The organism is Pusillimonas sp. NJUB218 (assembly GCF_003788685.1).
GTDB lineage: Bacteria > Pseudomonadota > Gammaproteobacteria > Burkholderiales > Burkholderiaceae_B > Neopusillimonas.
Genome location: NZ_NQMK01000009.1, coordinates 49,780 through 66,224 on the forward strand (window position 1 = coordinate 49,780; position 16,445 = coordinate 66,224).

At 56.8% G+C, this 16,445-nt stretch carries 16 protein-coding genes, 1 tRNA gene and 1 riboswitch; of the genes, 3 read left to right on the forward strand and 14 right to left on the reverse strand.

Annotated features, from left to right (window positions below):
• Window positions 1-42: 42 nt before the first annotated feature.
• The 8 genes from CHR62_RS12110 to CHR62_RS12145 form a co-directional block, all read right to left on the reverse strand.
• Complete coding sequence (locus tag CHR62_RS12110; RefSeq protein ID WP_093971453.1) at window positions 43-372, reverse strand: integration host factor subunit alpha; 330 nt, start codon at window positions 370-372, stop codon at window positions 43-45.
• A gap of 14 nt (window positions 373-386) precedes the next feature.
• A complete protein-coding gene (gene pheT, locus CHR62_RS12115; protein WP_123661109.1) occupies window positions 387-2,807 on the reverse strand; it encodes a phenylalanine--tRNA ligase subunit beta in 2,421 nt (806 codons plus the stop codon).
• A 26-nt stretch (window positions 2,808-2,833) separates the two neighbouring features.
• The gene (pheS, locus tag CHR62_RS12120) at window positions 2,834-3,856 is read right to left on the reverse strand and encodes a phenylalanine--tRNA ligase subunit alpha (RefSeq protein ID WP_093971451.1); all 1,023 of its coding nucleotides are present in this window, start codon (window positions 3,854-3,856) and stop codon (window positions 2,834-2,836) included.
• Window positions 3,857-3,930: 74 nt separating this feature from the next.
• Entirely contained in the window at window positions 3,931-4,290 is a 360-nt protein-coding gene (rplT, locus tag CHR62_RS12125) for a 50S ribosomal protein L20 (protein ID WP_093971450.1), read from the reverse strand.
• A gap of 17 nt (window positions 4,291-4,307) precedes the next feature.
• Entirely contained in the window at window positions 4,308-4,505 is a 198-nt protein-coding gene (gene rpmI, locus CHR62_RS12130; RefSeq protein WP_119443091.1) for a 50S ribosomal protein L35, read from the reverse strand.
• Between the two features lie 233 nt (window positions 4,506-4,738).
• Window positions 4,739-6,256: a YifB family Mg chelatase-like AAA ATPase gene (locus CHR62_RS12135; RefSeq protein WP_123661110.1), complete on the reverse strand. Its 1,518-nt coding sequence runs from the start codon at window positions 6,254-6,256 to the stop codon at window positions 4,739-4,741.
• 118 nt (window positions 6,257-6,374) lie between these two features.
• The gene (locus tag CHR62_RS12140; protein ID WP_093971447.1) at window positions 6,375-6,617 is read right to left on the reverse strand and encodes an accessory factor UbiK family protein; all 243 of its coding nucleotides are present in this window, start codon (window positions 6,615-6,617) and stop codon (window positions 6,375-6,377) included.
• Between the two features lie 96 nt (window positions 6,618-6,713).
• On the reverse strand, window positions 6,714-7,121 hold the full coding sequence (locus tag CHR62_RS12145) for a hypothetical protein (RefSeq protein WP_123661111.1): 408 nt from the start codon (window positions 7,119-7,121) through the stop codon (window positions 6,714-6,716).
• Between the two features lie 584 nt (window positions 7,122-7,705).
• On the opposite strand from CHR62_RS12145, the gene glnK reads away from it, so the two are divergent.
• Both glnK and CHR62_RS12155 read left to right on the forward strand, forming a co-directional pair.
• Entirely contained in the window at window positions 7,706-8,044 is a 339-nt protein-coding gene (gene glnK, locus CHR62_RS12150; RefSeq protein ID WP_093971445.1) for a P-II family nitrogen regulator, read from the forward strand.
• An 11-nt stretch (window positions 8,045-8,055) separates the two neighbouring features.
• Window positions 8,056-9,282 (forward strand): ammonium transporter, encoded by a 1,227-nt coding sequence (locus tag CHR62_RS12155; protein ID WP_123661112.1) that lies wholly within the window; start codon window positions 8,056-8,058, stop codon window positions 9,280-9,282.
• A 24-nt stretch (window positions 9,283-9,306) separates the two neighbouring features.
• On the opposite strand, the gene ptsP is transcribed toward CHR62_RS12155, so the two are convergent.
• From ptsP to thrS, 6 genes are all read right to left on the reverse strand, one after another.
• On the reverse strand, window positions 9,307-11,061 hold the full coding sequence (ptsP, locus tag CHR62_RS12160; RefSeq protein WP_233574987.1) for a phosphoenolpyruvate--protein phosphotransferase: 1,755 nt from the start codon (window positions 11,059-11,061) through the stop codon (window positions 9,307-9,309).
• Window positions 11,062-11,080: 19 nt separating this feature from the next.
• A complete protein-coding gene (locus CHR62_RS12165; protein WP_093971442.1) occupies window positions 11,081-11,353 on the reverse strand; it encodes an HPr family phosphocarrier protein in 273 nt (90 codons plus the stop codon).
• A 60-nt stretch (window positions 11,354-11,413) separates the two neighbouring features.
• Window positions 11,414-11,815, reverse strand: a complete 402-nt coding sequence (locus CHR62_RS12170) for a PTS sugar transporter subunit IIA (RefSeq protein WP_093971441.1) — start codon at window positions 11,813-11,815, stop codon at window positions 11,414-11,416.
• A 3-nt stretch (window positions 11,816-11,818) separates the two neighbouring features.
• Window positions 11,819-12,778: a glutathione synthase gene (gene gshB / locus CHR62_RS12175; RefSeq protein WP_093971440.1), complete on the reverse strand. Its 960-nt coding sequence runs from the start codon at window positions 12,776-12,778 to the stop codon at window positions 11,819-11,821.
• A 61-nt stretch (window positions 12,779-12,839) separates the two neighbouring features.
• Entirely contained in the window at window positions 12,840-13,412 is a 573-nt protein-coding gene (infC, locus tag CHR62_RS12180) for a translation initiation factor IF-3 (protein ID WP_233574992.1), read from the reverse strand.
• Window positions 13,412-15,349, reverse strand: a complete 1,938-nt coding sequence (gene thrS / locus CHR62_RS12185) for a threonine--tRNA ligase (RefSeq protein ID WP_123661113.1) — start codon at window positions 15,347-15,349, stop codon at window positions 13,412-13,414. The genes infC and thrS overlap by 1 nt, the downstream gene beginning before the upstream one ends.
• Window positions 15,350-15,572: 223 nt before the next feature.
• On the opposite strand from thrS, the gene CHR62_RS12190 reads away from it, so the two are divergent.
• A tRNA-Val gene (locus tag CHR62_RS12190) sits at window positions 15,573-15,649 on the forward strand.
• 475 nt (window positions 15,650-16,124) lie between these two features.
• A riboswitch (cobalamin riboswitch) is annotated at window positions 16,125-16,329 on the forward strand.
• The last annotated feature ends 116 nt before the right edge of the window (window positions 16,330-16,445 follow it).

The window sequence follows — 16,445 nt, forward strand, 5'->3', positions numbered from 1 at the left end:
TTCAGGCGTTCGATAATAACAAACGCAGGACAGAACTCAAATTCAATTGGACGAGACGTCGGCCGGCACCGGTACGGCCTGCTCGACGGCGCTTTTAAGCTTCTGGCTGGCATGAAACGTCACCACGCGCCGGGCCTCGATCGGAATCACCTCGCCGGTTTTCGGGTTGCGCCCCGGGCGCGGCGGCTTGTCGCGCACCTGGAAATTACCAAAGCCCGACAATTTGACCTCGACGCCGCGCGCCAGCGCATCGCGGATTTCTTCAAAAAAAGTATCGACTAGATCTTTGGCTTCGCGCTTGTTCAACCCTACGCGGTCGAACAGAAGTTCGGCAAGTTCTGCTTTGGTCAGCGTACGTGTTTCCTGGACCATATGGGTACCCCTAATTAAGCGCGTTGACGAACGCCGTGAACCTTGACCAATGCGTCGAGCAACGTGGCCATACATGCCTCGACCTGTGCGTCGTCGAGCGTGACATCGGCATCTTGCAACCAGAAACGCAAAGCCAGACTGGTTTCGGGCGACTGCCCGGCCTGTACTGCGTTTTTATCACGCCAGACGTCAAACAGGCGAATGTCTTTGACAATAGCCAGTTTTGGATCGGCCGAAATAGCTTGACGCAAGGTGTGCAACAAGTCGCCGTAAGCCACGCCGGCCCCAATCCAAACGGCCAGATCGCGAATGACGATAGGCTGACGCGACAGCTCAGTCGGCGCGGGCATGGGACTTACTGAAATGGCCTCGACATCGACCTCAAAGACTACAGGCGCGTGCGCCAGTTCGAGCTGTTGAACCCAGCGAGGATGCACCTCACCCAACCAGCCGATGGGCTTGCCGTCGAGTACCAACCGGGCTGCCCGACCAGGGTGAAGCGCGGGGTGTTCGGCTGCCTCGCAAACCAGCGTCGCGGCACGAGTGCCCAGCAAAGCTTCGAGATCGCTTTTTACGTCGTAGAAATCGACCTGCCGAACCGGCACGCCCCACTGCTCGGGCGCGGCCGGGCCCCAAGCAGCGACTGCCAGACGCTGCGGCTGGTTCACACCCTTGACGGTGAGGTCGCCGTCGGACACGGCGGCGTCGCGCGCAAAAACCCGGCCCAGCTCGAACACTCGGACGCGCGACTGCTTACGATTGGCGTTATGGCGGATATTGGCCAACAAGCCCCCGATCAGACTGGAGCGCATCACGGCCAACTGACTGGCGATCGGATTCAGCAATCGAATAGGATCGGTATTACCCGCGTAGTTGTGTTCCCACGTCTCTTCAACAAATGAAAAGTTGATGACTTCCTGGTAGTCGCGCGCCGCAATACGCTCGCGCAACAAATGCGGGCCGTGGCGGGCCTCGGGGGCGGCCGTCATGACGGCAGGCGCCATCGGGGCAACATCTGGAATTTGCTCGAAACCGTAGACACGCGCAACTTCTTCGATCAGATCTTCTTCAATGGAGAGATCGAAACGATAGGACGGTGGCGACACACGGAATACATTACCGCTGACTTCGAAAGGCAAGTTCAGTCGCGAGAAAATATCTTCAACTTGCGATTGGGACACGTCGATGCCCAGCACGCGCCGGCAGCGATCGAGACGCAACTCGACGGGGTTGCGCGAAGGCAGGTTCAGAATCTGATCGTCGAGCGGGCCAACCTCACCGCCGCAAATATCGACGATCATGCGTGTCATGACCTCGAGATCTTCAGGAATATTGGCAAAGTCGACGCCACGCTCGAAACGATGGCTGGCTTCGGAACTGAACTTGAACCGGCGGGCGCGGCCCATGATGGCCTCGGGCCACCAGAAAGCGCCTTCCAGATAAATGTCGGTGGTGTCGAGCGTTACGGCGCTGGCATCACCGCCCATAATCCCGGCCAGACTTTCAAGCTGGTCGCCACTGGCAATCACACCCACGTCCGGTTGTAGGCTAACAGTTTGCTCGTTCAGCAACTTAAGGGTTTCACCCTCGCGTGCCCAACGTACGGTCAGCCCCTGACTGATGGTTTTAAGATCGAACACGTGGGTTGGGCGCCCCAGTTCAAGCATGATGTAGTTCGAAATGTCGACCAATGCCGAAATAGAACGCTGACCCGCACGTTCGAGACGAGACTTCATCCAGGCCGGCGTTTGGGCGCGCGCGTTGACACCGCGAATAACGCGACCGGCAAAGCGACCACACAAGTCGGCGGCCTGAACATCGACCGGCAAGCGATCGGCCAGCGTAACGGGAACAGGTGTTACCTGCGGACGACGCAACGGGGCGCCGGTAAGTGCCGCCACTTCGCGCGCCACGCCCAAAATAGACAAGCAGTCGGCACGGTTAGGCGTCAGCTTAAGCGTGAACAATGTATCGTCGAGGTCGAGCAAGTCGCGCAGCGACTGACCCGGCTGCGCATCAGCCGCCAGTTCGAGCAAGCCCGCATGATCTTGCGACAGACCCAGTTCGCGTGCCGAGCACAACATGCCGAACGACTCGACGCCGCGCATTTTGGCCTTGCCAATTTTCATGCCGCCAGGCAAGACGGCGCCAATGCGGGCCAGCGGTACCTTGAGGCCGGCGGCCGCGTTAGGGGCGCCGCACACAATTTGCAACGGCGTGCCCGAACCATCGTCGACCTGGCACACGCGCAACTTGTCGGCGTCGGGATGAGACGCAATATCGGTGATATGGGCAACCACAATACCGCTGAACGGCGGCGCTACCGGCTGAGTCTCTTCGACCTCGAGGCCGGCCATGGTGAGTTGGTGCGACAGTGCGTCGGTCGTCAGGTCAGGGTCGGTGAACGAACGCAGCCAAGATTCTGGGAATAGCATGATAAAAAACCTGATCCGTATTCGGGTTAGCGATTGAACTGACGCAGGAAGCGCAGGTCACCTTCGTAAAACTGACGCAAATCGTTTACGCCGTAGCGCAGCATGGTCAGACGCTCAAGACCAGAACCGAAAGCAAAGCCGATGTATTGCTCGGGGTCGAGACCGAAGTTGCGAATAACCTGCGGATGCACCTGCCCGGAACCCGAGATTTCGAGCCAGCGGCCCTGATTGGGGCCGGACGTGAACATCATGTCGATCTCGGCTGAAGGTTCGGTAAAGGGGAAAAACGAGGGGCGAAAGCGAACACAAAGGTCGTCGGTTTCGAAGAAGGCACGCAAAAAATTGGTGTACACGCCTTTGAGATCGGCGAACGAGATGTTCTCGGCAACCCATAACCCTTCGACTTGATGAAACATAGGCGAATGGGTAGCGTCACTGTCGACACGATACGTACGGCCAGGCGCAATCACCTTGATAGGCGGCTTGTTCATGCGCGCGTAACGCACCTGCATGGGGCTGGTGTGCGTGCGCAACAAGAACGGCAACCCTTGTTCGTCGTTCATGTCGACATAAAAGGTGTCTTGCATGGAACGCGCTGGGTGATTTTCGGGGTTATTAAGCGCGGTAAAGTTGGTCCAGTCGTTTTCGATTTCGGGGCCGTCGGCCACTTCGAAACCAATCGAACGGAAAATAGCTTCGACACGCTGCCAGGTTTGAATAACCGGGTGTATACCACCCACCGAGGCACCACGGCCGGGTAAAGAGACATCGATGGTTTCTGCGGCCAGACGCTTGTCGAGCTCGGCTTGTGCCAGTTCGGCGCGCCGGGCGGCAAGCAGGCTTTCGACCTGTTGCTTTAGCTGATTAATACGCGCCCCTTCGGCACGTTTCTGCTCGGGCTCGAGCTGGGCCAGGCTTTTCATCATGGCCGTCAGCGCGCCCTGCTTACCTAAAAAGCGGGCTTTGGCGTTTTCAAGCGCGGTCACATCAGCGGACTGCGCAAATGCTTCTTGGGCCTGAACAATCAGGTCATCAACCGGGGAAGTCATGGATATCGCTTTTCCAAATACAAACGGAGCCCAGAACGAGCCCCGTTTTTGTCACAACACAGTCGGTATACCGATCAGGAAGCTAGTGCAGCTTGAGCCTGAGCGACGACAGCGGCAAAACCTGCCTTGTCGTTAACAGCCATGTCGGCCAATACCTTGCGATCGAGTTCGATCGATGCCTTTTTCGTACCGGCAATGAAGACGCTGTAAGTAACGCCCAATTCGCGGCAAGCGGCATTGATACGAGTGATCCAGAGCGCACGGAAAGTACGCTTTTTGTTGCGACGGTCGCGGTAGGCGTATTGGCCTGCACGCATGACCGCCTGTTTGGCTATCCGGAATACATTACCGCGGCGACCGCGATAACCTTTGGCAGCTTTAAGGACTTTTTTATGACGGGCGCGGGCGGTAACGCCGCGTTTTACGCGTGGCATATTAGATCTCCGTTAAATCAAGCGTAAGGCATCATGCTGCGTACAGACGCAACATCAGACTTGTGAACCGCTGCAGAACCGCGCAACTGACGCTTGTTCTTGGTGGTTTTTTTGGTGAGGATGTGACGCTTGAACGCCTGACCCCGCTTGATCGACCCGCTACCGCGGACCTGGAAACGCTTGGCTGCGCCCCGTTTGGTCTTCATTTTTGGCATGATATAAAACCTGTGATTAACGCCAGCAGGTGGCTACCCCTAAGTAAGGCAACACTTTACAACCTACAAAACGTAAAAAAATAAGCCTGCCTGGCTAACAGGGGCCAGGCCAAGCTGCTTTTGCGGTTAAACCCCTGCACAACGGTTAAACGAGGCACAGCGGTTAAACCGCAAACTTTTAAGCGGGTAAACCGCGAAAAGCCCTTGATTATATGATGATTTGGCAAAGAAGTCTACCAACCCGACCGGTATTGTGCAGCCTCGGCAATGTGGTCGCGCCCGACGTCGGCGCACGCCGCCAGGTCGGCCAGCGTGCGCGCAACCCGCAACACACGGTGCACCACCCTGCCCGACCAGCACTGCTGATGCGCAATGTGGTCGAGCAAGCCCAACGCTTCGGTGGTCGCCTGGACGGCCCCAGGTAACTGCGACGGCAGCAACGCTGCGTTGGTACAGCCTTGCCTGGCCATCTGTCGCTCGCGGCACATCATTACGCGCGCCCTGACCACGGCCGACGGTTCGCCTGCCGGCAAATCGGACCACCCTTTGTCAATAGCGCCCAGCATCACCTGCAGATCTATGCGATCGAGCAAAGGACCCGACAGCCGAGCACGATACCGATCAATGCGCTCGGGCGTGCACTGACACGGCTTGCGACTGTGCCCCAGCCAGCCACAGGGGCAAGGGTTCATGGCCGCCACCAGCTGAAAACCTGCCGGAAACACGACCGACTGCGCCGCCCGCGCAATGCTGACCGAGCCGGTTTCCAGAGGTTCGCGCAACGACTCGAGAACGCGCCGGTCGAACTCGGGCAATTCGTCGAGAAACAAGACACCATGATGCGCCAAACTAATTTCGCCTGGCCGTGGAACAACGCCACCCCCAACTAGCGCCGCCACCGAACTGGAATGGTGCGGCGCCCGAAATGGCGGTGTCAGGCAAACACTCGCAGGTTGACCGCCCAAGCTGGCCAAAGCGACGACCTCCAGGGCTTGGGCCGTACATAAATCGGGCAGTAAAGTCGGCAACCTTTGTGCCAGCATGCTTTTGCCGGCACCAGGCGGACCCGACATTAGAAGACTATGGGCGCCTGCCGCGGCCACTTCAAGCACCCGCCGAGCCATCGCCTGGCCCTTGACCTCGGACAGACAGACTTGCGCGGGGGCCAGCGCAGTAGCCACGTGTGCCTGAGCAACCGGCATGGTCACTTCGCCAGACAAGTGCGCCACTACGTCTTGCAGCGTGCCGGCCGAAAATACCGTCAGACCCGGCACGGCGGCAGCCGTTGCAGCAGAGTGACGTGGCAACACCAACTGCAACGACGCGGCATCTTGCGCCACGCCCAACGCAATGGCCAAGGCGGCATCTATTGCTACTACAGCACCTGTCAGGGACAGTTCACCAGCAAAAACCAACGACGACACATCGACAGCCGCCGACCCGCCGCGCGCGCCGGTAGCGGCAATTTGGCCGGAGGCCAGCAAAACGCCCAGGGCGATGGGTAAATCGAACCGGCCAGACGACTTGGGTAAATCGGCCGGCGCAAGATTGACCGTCACACGCCCTGCCGGAAACGCGTAGCCGCTGCTGACAATGGCAGACCGCACACGGTCGCGACTCTCGCGCACGCCAGTGCCAGGCAAACCGACCAGATTAAAAGCCGGCAACCCCGAACCGACATGTACTTCGACCCTGACCGGTACAGCCTGCAGGCCACGCAAGGCACGGGTTGCCACGACTGCCAGCGACATAGCAGGCCCCTTTGGGATGAATGAACAGCCCCAAAGGTTATCGCTATCTATTACAGAATGGCGGCAAACGGGACAGTTCAGGCTACACCGGAAAGCACCTGATCAAGCCGCCTAGAAATCAAGAACCTTGACGCTCTTCCAGTGCTTTGACGCGCGCTTCTAGCGCGGCCAGACGGGCCAGTGCCTTTTCAAGCACGGCGGCTTGCACATCGAACTCTTCGCGCGTGACCAGATCGAGACGTGAAAACGTCTGGGTCATCATCGCCTTGACGTTGCGTTCGATATCGGCGGCCGGGCTGTTCTTGATCAGCTCCGACACATTTTTCTGCATGTCTTCAAACCAATCGGTACGGCTTTTCATAAAAACTCCTGATTATCGATAAACAACACCAGTGTAATTAAAAACATAAAAAACGGGCGCCGAAGCGCCCGAAATTGCTGGAGAACCAACGTTGACTTAGTTAGTGGCCGGCGTAGGCTGTGTGGGCGTAGTGGCCGGCTCGGTGGCGGGCGCCTGTTGGCCATTGCCAATCGCGTTCTGGATGGCTTTGTCGGCGTCGGCAGCGCCCTGCTTGATGGCATCGCCCACTTTATTGGCTGCGGCGGCTGCCTCGTCACGCACCTCTGCAGCCTTCTCGACAATGGCGTCTTGTGTTGACTGCGTGCTGCCGGTGGTTGATTCTGGCGCAGGCGTAGGTGCAACCGGTGTAGGCTCGGTGACGGGCGCAGCAGACGTGGGCGCGGGCTGCTCAACGGCGGGCGCGGCTACAGGCGCGGGCGCCTCTTCTTCTTTCGAGCAAGCGGCAAGTACGCCCATAGAAGCAACTAAAGCGACGATAGCGAGTTGTTTACGTTGAGTTTTCATGCGTTTCCTTCGAGGGGTTATTGGAGACAGTTACAATTCTAGCGAGACAGCTAAAACTGTCGACCCACCTAGTGTAAGCCCTAATTACAAAAATAATAAAAATAGACTCCGAAAAAACAAAAATATGCCGGAATCTCAATGGCTTCCGGACGGCAAGCCGCTTAATGTGATGTACATCACGACACATCTCACCCTGTCAGCACGCGGTTTGTTACAAATTTACCCCGGCATAACCGACCACGCTACCTGAAACCGCTTTGGTCAATGCTGCAGGTGCATAGCGTGGCGCCCACCCCGCCATAACATCCACAGCCCAGCCCGTCTCGAAACGGTGCGGCGCGATGCACCGCGATAACGCCGACGCCATGACACCCACCCAATAACGCACACCTCTGGTGCGCACCTTCGTCGACGCACCAGTTTTGGGCGGAAGAACTGGCGAATGCGGCCAACGCCCACTGTTTTACCCGCGTGTCGTTGTGACTTTCTGACTTTTTTATGAAAACTCGTTCAACCCGCATCACAAAAGTTGGCACGCTAATTGCTTTGTATCGGTCGATCGCCCTCTACATAGGAAGCACATCATGAAATTGATCACCGCAATCATCAAGCCCTTCAAACTGGATGAAGTCCGCGAAGCGCTAGCCGAAGTTGGCATTCAGGGTATGACCGTGACCGAAGTCAAAGGCTTTGGTCGACAAAAAGGCCATACCGAGCTCTACCGGGGCGCTGAATACACCGTCGATTTCTTGCCCAAGTTGCGCATTGAGCTGGCCGTGTCCGATGCGCAGGTTGAAACCGCTATAGAAAGCCTGTGTGCCGCAGCACACACAGGAAAAATCGGTGACGGCAAGATATTTGTTATGCCACTTGAACAAGTCATCCGTATTCGCACCGGCGAAGACGGCGAAGCCGCTATCTAGGAGCACACAACATGAATGCAGCTGATTTCGTCTGGGTAAGCGTCTCTACCCTGCTTGTATTAATGATGGTCGTCCCGGGCCTGGCCCTGTTTTACGGCGGCCTGGTGCGATCCAAAAACGTCCTGTCGGTGCTCATTCAAGTACTGGCCACGTTCTCGCTCGCGATCGTCGTCTGGTTTGTTTATGGCTATTCGATTGCCTTTACTGAAAGCAACGCCTTCTTCGGCGGATTCTCACGTGTGTTTTTCAATGGCATCGCCAATTTGTCCAACGGCGAATTCGCATTGTCGGGCTCGATTCCGGAAATAAGCTTTGCCGCATTCCAGGCTACTTTCGCCGGCATTACGTGCGCGCTGATCGTCGGCGGGCTCGCCGAACGCGTGCGCTTTTCGGCAGTACTGCTGTTCACGCTCATCTGGGTCACATTTGCCTATCTGCCCATTGCGCACATGGTCTGGTCGCCCGGCGGCTGGCTGTTCGAAAAAGGCGCCCTTGATTTTGCCGGGGGCACGGTGGTGCACATCAATGCCGGTGTCGCTGGACTCGTCGGCGCCTACTACCTTGGCCCGCGCCTGGGCTATGGCCGCGAAGCCATGCCCCCGCACAACCTGCCCATGACGATGATTGGCGGCGCCCTGCTGTGGGTGGGCTGGTTTGGCTTTAACGCTGGTTCTGCGCTCGGTGCCAACGAAATAGCTGCACTGGCGTTCTTCAATACGCTTGTTGCCACTGCGGGTGCAGTGCTGGCCTGGTTGTTCGTCGAATGGGCCGTCAAAGGCAAGCCATCTTTGCTGGGTGCCGTATCGGGCGCAGTCGCTGGTCTGGTAGGTATTACCCCCGCCGCCGGTCTGGTTGGCCCCCTGGGTGCACTGGTCATTGGTGTGGTGACGGGTGCTGCATGCGTCTGGGGTGTCAATGGCCTGAAGCGTCTGTTACGTGCCGATGACTCGCTGGACGTATTCGGTATTCATGCCCTGGGCGGGATTGTCGGCGCCATCCTGACCGGTATTTTGAATGCCAAGGCGCTGGGCGGCCCCGGCCTTGAAAGCGCCGCTGACATCTTGCCCCAGCTGTGGGTACAGATCGAAGGTATTTTGATTACCTTTGTCTGGACAGGTGTGGTTGCCGTCGTCGCTTATTTCATTGCCGACAAAGTGTGCGGGCTGCGTGTCAGCGCCGAAGCTGAACGCGAGGGCTTGGACATCAGCACTCACGGTGAATCGGCCTACTCAAGGTAAATGAAACGGCCGGCGGGGTGTTATTTACCCCGCCAGTACCGATAAATCGATGCGCTCGGCCCGATTCAGGGCTGATGCCACCTTGACCCGAAGTGCGTTAGTGTGAGACTGACGCACTTCTTTTTTGATGTCGAGCAATTGCTGGGGATGCATGGAGAACTCTTTCAGCCCCAACCCCAGCAACATGCGGGTCACACGACTGTCGCCGGCCATTTCGCCGCACACCGCCACCGACTTGCCGGCACGATCAGCCGCGTTGATGGTATGCGCAATAAGGCGCAACACGGCTGGATGCATCGGATCGTACAGGTCGGCAACTGCATTGTCGGCGCGATCGATAGCCAGCGTGTACTGAATCAGGTCGTTGGTGCCAATCGACAAAAAATCCAGCTGCTCGATAAAAGGTTCGATGGCAATGGCAATGGCTGGAATTTCCACCATGGCACCAATTTCTACGCTGTTACCGTAGGCCTTACCCTTGGCATCAAGCTCGCGACGCGCCGTCTCGAGCGCCCGTTTGACCGCATGCACCTCGTGCATGTGCGAAATCATGGGCACCAGAATACGTACCCGCCCATGCGCCGACGCGCGTAACAAGGCACGTAGCTGCGTGTGGAACAAGTCGGGATTGGCCAGGCAATACCGTATGGCCCGCAAGCCAAGCGCCGGGTTTGTGGCCACGGTCGTTTCGCCATCAAGGGTTTTGTCAGAGCCGATATCGAGCGTTCGAATGGTGACAGGCTTGCCCTGCATGGCTTTAACCACAGCAGCATAGGCCTCATACTGCTCTTCCTCATCGGGCAAATTGCTGCGCCCCATGAACAAAAACTCGCTGCGAAACAAGCCAATACCATCGGCACCGGCAGCCACAGCCGCGTGGGCCTCTTCCGGCAGTTCGATATTGGCTTCAAGCAAGATACGAACGCCATCAAGCGTGACGGCATCGGCGTCACGCAACAAGCCGAGCTCAGCGCGATCGTCGGCATACGCTGCCTGCCGGCGACGATATTCTTCGAGGACGAAATCGGGCGGGTTGATCAGTACGCTGCCGCTCATACCATCGACGATAAGCAAATCGCCGTCACGTACCAGCGAACGCACGTTGCCCATACCCACCACGGCAGGCACATTCATGCTGCGGGCTACGATAGCCGTGTGAGATGTCGGGCCGCCCAGGTCTGTTAGAAATGCACCGAAGCGCGCACCGCGCAAACGCAGCATGTCGGCAGGCGAAATATCGCGGGCCACGACAATAAGCTCTTCCGACAAACCTTCGTCGAAGCTGGGTAGTACCACGGGCCGCCCCGACAGCACACGCAGCACGCGCTCTATGACCTGACGGATATCGGCCCCGCGCTCACGCAAATACTCGTCTTCCATGGCGGCAAATTGCTCGGCCAAAGACTGCCCTTGCGTGGTTAGCGCCCATTCGGCGTTGTAATGTCGCTCGGCGATCAGCTCGCAGGCATGGTCAGACAACATCGGGTCGTCGAGCAGCATGCAATGCACGGTAAGCAAGGGCCCCATTTCGCGAGGCGCGTCTTCGGGTAAGTGATCGACCATGTGCTGAAGTTCGTCGCGCGCCTGTATCACGGCCTCTTTCAGGCGAGTACATTCTGACGCAACGTCTTCGGGCTGAATACGGTAGTGGACGACTTCGAGCGCCGCCGCACCCATGACAACAGCACGGCCAATAGCGTAACCCTTGACTACCCCCTGCCCCCGCAGAGACAGCATGGCACTGTAGTGGTGTGGAACCAATGGAGCAGATTGGGTCATACGCACCCGGAAAATAAAATTATTCGGGTTCGCCGAACTTGTTGTCGAAAAGTGCCTTGATTTCAGTCAGGGCTGCATCGGCATCGGCGCCTTCGGCGTCGACAGTTACCGTTACCCCCAGACCGGCCGCCAACATCATGACCCCCATAATGCTTTTGGCGTTTACTCGCTGGGCGCCCCGGGCGATAAACACTTCAGTTTGGCCAAAACGCGAGGCCAATTGGGTAAGTTTGGCGGCTGCTCGAGCATGCAAGCCCAGTTTGTTGCTGATGACGATATCGATAGAAGGCATATAGTATTTTTGTGTTGTCGGAGCCGGTACGCGACAGGGCGCACACTATTTTATTAAATATTACGGTGCCTCACCTGCCCGCACAATACCCCGCTCTGCACTGGCACGCACCGACCGCACCAAAGCGCGAAAATCGTCACGCGGCCCAGTAAGCGCCTTCAATACCATGCATAAATTTGCGCCGGTCAGCAGCTCGACGTCATAGCCTTGCGAGCGCGCCATATCAAGCGCCTTGCGCGCCGTATTGTAGGGCGTCGCCCCATAAATATCGGCAAGCATGAGGGTTTGGGCCGGTGGCGCGGCACACACCGCAGCAAGAATGTCGGGCAGACGTTTCTCGGGCGTGTCAGTGGGCTTGATGTCAAATAGTGTCAGCTCGGGTTCCTGGCCAAGCACGTGGCGAGCGCAAGATACCAACGCGGCACCCAGCGGCTCGTGCATGACCAGAATGATCCGGATCACGGCTCAGACTCCAACCGCTTTTTCGAGCGCCTGCGCAAAACAATCGGCCACATCGAAGCCCGTTTGCTCGGTAATTTCGACAAAGCAGGTTGGACTGGTCACATTGACTTCGGTCAGGTAGTCGCCAATGACGTCGAGGCCGACCAACAACAAGCCGCGAGCGCGCAAGACCGGGCCGATGGTCTCGGCGATGGCGCGATCGCGCTCAGACAGGGGCTGCGCGACACCACGACCGCCGGCCGCCAGGTTGCCGCGGGTTTCGCCTGCCAATGGAATGCGTGCCAAGGCGTACGGAACAGGCTTGCCGTCGATGATCAGAATACGTTTATCGCCCTTGACGATATCGGGGATATAACGCTGCGCCATAATGGTGCGCTCGCCGTTGAGCGTCAGCGTCTCAAGAATGGCGCCCAAATTCGGCTCTTCGGGCTGCAGCCTGAAAATACCTGTACCGCCCATACCGTCGAGGGGTTTGACGATGACATCTTTGTACTTGGCATGAAACGCACGCAAACGAGCATTGTTGCCTGTCACGATGGTGGGCGAAGTAAATTGCGCGAACTCGGTAATCGTGAGTTTCTCGGGGTGATTACGAATAGCCGCACCCGAGTTGAACACTTTCGCGCCCTGCTTCTCGGCGTACTCAAGCAAGTGCGTGGAATAGACATATTCCATATCGAACGGCGGATCTTTGCGCATGACCACCGCATCGAAATGCGTCAGCGGCTGTGCCACCTTGACACCATTAGCTTTCCACCAGTCTTTACCATGCAGGTCAGCATCGTCGACCAGCGTAATTGACGAGCTGTCGGCCATGACGACGCCCTCGTCTATGAAAAGATCATCTTGCAAGGCAACACTGATGTCATGCCCCCGCGCTTTAAGCGCGCGCATCATGGCGACAGAGGAGTCTTTGTAGGCCTTGAGCGAAGGCAGCGGATCGATAATGAAAAGGACGTGCATGATGTACCTGCGAAAACAATCCCCACCAGACTAGGCCTGATGGGGATGCGAATGGGTAAGATCAGGAGGCCGAGTCGCCTTTTTGGGGTACCTTCTTGCGAGGCGCCAGCACCATGACCATCTGGCGACCTTCAAGTTTAGGCATGGCCTCGACCTGACAGAGCTCGGACAGATCGTCGCGAACGCGTTCGAGGACGCGCATGCCTAGCTCTTGGTGCGCCATTTCGCGGCCACGGAACCGCAGCGTTACCTTGGCTTTGTCGCCATCTTCGATGAAGCGGCGCAAGTTACGCAGCTTGACCTGGTAGTCGCCTTCGTCGGTACCCGGACGGAACTTGACTTCTTTGACCTGAATGACTTTTTGCTTAGCCTTGGCTTCGGCCTGGCGTTTTTGTTCTTGGTACTTGAACTTGCCGTAGTCCATCAGGCGGCAAACCGGCGGATCGGCGTTGGGCGCAATCTCGACCAGGTCTACTTCGTGATCTTCAGCCAATTGCAATGCATCGGCTACTTTTACGATGCCTAACTGCTCACCGTCTACGCCAATAAGTCGCACCTCGGGGACACGAATTTCGCCGTTGATGCGATTGTTTTTATCGGTTGCGATATCTAGAACTCCTTGATAATTAACAATTATTCCTGCCCGGCCTGACGCCGGGAGGTGATATCTTCTTGCAGGCGCTGAGCGAAGTCGGAAAGGGGCATCACGCCCAGATCGACATTGCCGCGACTGCGTACTGCCACCGTACCGTTGTCGCGCTCTTTTTCGCCAACGACAAGAATGTACGGAATTTTCTGCATACTGTGCTCTCTGATTTTACGAGTGATTTTTTCACCACGCAAATCTGCAGAGGCCCTGAAGCCTTGTTTTTTAAGCTGTTGAGCGATTTCGGCGGCATAATCGGCGAAATTCTCGGAAATACAACAGACCACGACTTGCTCGGGCGCCAGCCACGGCGGCATGGCACCAGCATGGTTTTCGATGAGAATACCGATAAAACGCTCGAAAGAGCCCAGAATAGCCCGGTGCAACATAACGGGTGTTCGACGCTGATCGGACGCATCGACGTATTCGGCGCCCAGACGCGCAGGCATGGAAAAATCGACCTGGATCGTGCCGCACTGCCAGTGACGGCCAATCGCGTCTTTCAGGGTGTATTCGATTTTAGGGCCGTAGAACGCACCATCGCCTTCGCTGACTTCGTATTGGCAACCCGTACGGTTCAGACTTTCCATCAGCGCCTGTTCGGCCTTGTCCCAGACCTCGTCACTGCCAATACGCTTCTCGGGGCGTGTAGCCACTTTGTACAAAATTTCGGTAAAGCCAAAGTCGGCATAGACCTTTTGCAGCAATGCGGTAAACGCAGCGCACTCGTCTTGCAATTGGTCTTCGGTACAAAATATGTGGCCGTCGTCTTGCGTAAAACCACGAACGCGCATCATGCCGTGCAACGAACCCGACGGTTCGTTTCGGTGACACTGGCCGAATTCGCCATAACGAATGGGTAGCTCACGATAGGAGTGCAAGCCGGCATTGAAAATTTGCACGTGACCTGGGCAGTTCATGGGCTTCAAGCCGTAGACACGGTTCTCGGACTCGGTCGTGAACATGTTCTCGGAGTAGTTGTCCCAGTGACCGGTTTTCTTCCAGAGCGACAGATCGAGAATTTGTGGCGCCTTGATCTCTTGGTAACCGTTATCACGATACACGCCACGCATGTATTGCTCGACCTGCTGCCAGAGTGTCCAGCCTTTGGGGTGCCAGAAAATAAGACCGGGTGCTTCGTCTTGAAAGTGGAACAAGCCCAGCTCGCGGCCTAGTTTGCGATGGTCGCGTTTTTCGGCCTCTTCTAACATGGTCAGGTAGGCTTGCTGGTCTTCTTTGGTGGCCCAGGCTGTCCCGTAGATGCGTTGAAGCATTTCGTTGTTGCTGTCGCCGCGCCAGTAGGCGCCAGCCACCTTCATGAGCTTGAATACTTTCAGCTTGCCGGTTGACGGCACGTGAGGGCCGCGGCACAAGTCGATAAAGTCGCCTTCACGATAAAGGCTGATAGGCTCGTTTGAAGGGATGGACGCGATGATCTCGGCTTTGTAGGTTTCGCCGATGCTCTTGAAAAACGCTACTGCGTCGTCGCGCAACCACTCTTCACGCGTCACCGTCTCGTCTTTGCGGGCCAGTTCAGCCATTTTCTTTTCGATGGCGGCCAAGTCGTCGGGAGTGAACGGACGCTTGTACGAAAAGTCGTAGTAAAAACCGTTGTCGATCACCGGCCCAATTGTTACCTGGGCATCAGGAAACAGGCTTTTTACGGCGTAGGCCAGCAAATGCGCCGTCGAGTGACGGATAAGGTCAAGACCGTCGGCATCTTTGGCGGTAACGATAGCGAGCTTCGCATCGCGTTCAATGACGTAACTGGTGTCAACCAGTTTGCCCTCGTCGTTGTCGAACGACACACGCCCGGCCAATGCGGCTTTACCTAGCCCCGTACCAATAGAGTACGCAACATCGTTAACAGAAACGGGACCGGGGAATTCGCGCTGCGAACCATCGGGCAACGTAATTTGAACCATAAAAACCTATCCTGAAAAAACCCGGCACACGCCGCGTTTTTGATTATGCTTGCCAGGTACCGCAGCTAAAAAACCTTGCACGCGCAATAATACCGAGCTTATCGACCCCTAGTGTAACATTGCAGGCAATCCACTCGACGACAGATATTTTTAAAAAAACACACACGCAACAGCGCTTTTGGCTTGACAAGCCATTTTTTAATGCGCTATAGTAGCGTTCTTTAGGCGGTTAGCTCAGTTGGTTAGAGCGCTACGTTGACATCGTAGAGGTCGCTGGTTCGAATCCAGTACTGCCTACCATTTTTATGTTGCCGATATTTTTTAATCGGTGGCCACACTAAAAACCCGCAGCCAGTTTGGCTCTGCGGGTTTTTTGTTGTCTGCAACAATGTTGGCTCGTTCCCATTAACGGGGCCTTTTCAAAATATGTGTCCGGCCAGGCATCGCATGCCCCCTACGGGGCTACCCGGCGTCCAGACCTTGCCCGTGGCGGGCGCGGAACTCGTGGGCTCGACCCAAGGGGTCGAAAACGCCCACTCAAACAGCCGCGCCCTTGCATCCACGGTCAAAGCCTTCCCGCCGGCATGCTCAAAGCCTGACCAGACACATATTTTGAAAAAACCCTACGGCTTGGAACAGAGGAACGGATCCAGTTTGTCGGGCAAGCGGAAATACCGTTAAAAATTATGGTTTCCACCCCATCACCTGTGGATACACACGCTTTAACCAAGCCTCACTTCCCGACACAATATCGGGACAACCCTGGCAAAGATGTATAATTCGCCCCGTTTCAGGTGCCGTTGTCAGTCTTGATGATGGTTAAACGGGAAAGCGGTGCGTCTTTTAATCAGACAAACCCGCTGCTGCCCCCGCAACGGTAAGCAAGTGCGGGCGTACCACAATGCCACTGGGTTCTACCCGGGAAGGCGGTACGTCAAAACTTGTGAGCCCGGATACCGGCCTGCTACGCCCAGCGATATGCCACGGGGACCTGGCACCGGCTGTTGCGGCCCGTGCGGTCGCCATGGTCTGCACATTTCCCTTTGGTATTGTCATTTCATTACACCGACATGCGGGGTCGCTTGTCGCAAAGGGA

Excerpts from the sequence above, each read along its gene's own strand:
- CHR62_RS12110 (WP_093971453.1), bottom strand. The coding sequence starts at position 372 with ATGGTCCAGGAAACACGTACGCTGACCAAAGCAGAACTTGCCGAACTT.
- pheT (WP_123661109.1), bottom strand. The coding sequence starts at position 2,807 with ATGCTATTCCCAGAATCTTGGCTGCGTTCGTTCACCGACCCTGACCTG.
- pheS (WP_093971451.1), bottom strand. The coding sequence starts at position 3,856 with ATGACTTCCCCGGTTGATGACCTGATTGTTCAGGCCCAAGAAGCATTT.
- rplT (WP_093971450.1), bottom strand. The coding sequence starts at position 4,290 with ATGCCACGCGTAAAACGCGGCGTTACCGCCCGCGCCCGTCATAAAAAA.
- rpmI (WP_119443091.1), bottom strand. The coding sequence starts at position 4,505 with ATGCCAAAAATGAAGACCAAACGGGGCGCAGCCAAGCGTTTCCAGGTC.
- CHR62_RS12135 (WP_123661110.1), bottom strand. The coding sequence starts at position 6,256 with ATGTCGCTGGCAGTCGTGGCAACCCGTGCCTTGCGTGGCCTGCAGGCT.
- CHR62_RS12140 (WP_093971447.1), bottom strand. The coding sequence starts at position 6,617 with ATGAAAAGCCGTACCGATTGGTTTGAAGACATGCAGAAAAATGTGTCG.
- CHR62_RS12145 (WP_123661111.1), bottom strand. The coding sequence starts at position 7,121 with ATGAAAACTCAACGTAAACAACTCGCTATCGTCGCTTTAGTTGCTTCT.
- glnK (WP_093971445.1), top strand. The coding sequence starts at position 7,706 with ATGAAATTGATCACCGCAATCATCAAGCCCTTCAAACTGGATGAAGTC.
- CHR62_RS12155 (WP_123661112.1), top strand. The coding sequence starts at position 8,056 with ATGAATGCAGCTGATTTCGTCTGGGTAAGCGTCTCTACCCTGCTTGTA.
- ptsP (WP_233574987.1), bottom strand. The coding sequence starts at position 11,061 with ATGACCCAATCTGCTCCATTGGTTCCACACCACTACAGTGCCATGCTG.
- CHR62_RS12165 (WP_093971442.1), bottom strand. The coding sequence starts at position 11,353 with ATGCCTTCTATCGATATCGTCATCAGCAACAAACTGGGCTTGCATGCT.
- gshB (WP_093971440.1), bottom strand. The coding sequence starts at position 12,778 with ATGCACGTCCTTTTCATTATCGATCCGCTGCCTTCGCTCAAGGCCTAC.
- thrS (WP_123661113.1), bottom strand. The coding sequence starts at position 15,349 with ATGGTTCAAATTACGTTGCCCGATGGTTCGCAGCGCGAATTCCCCGGT.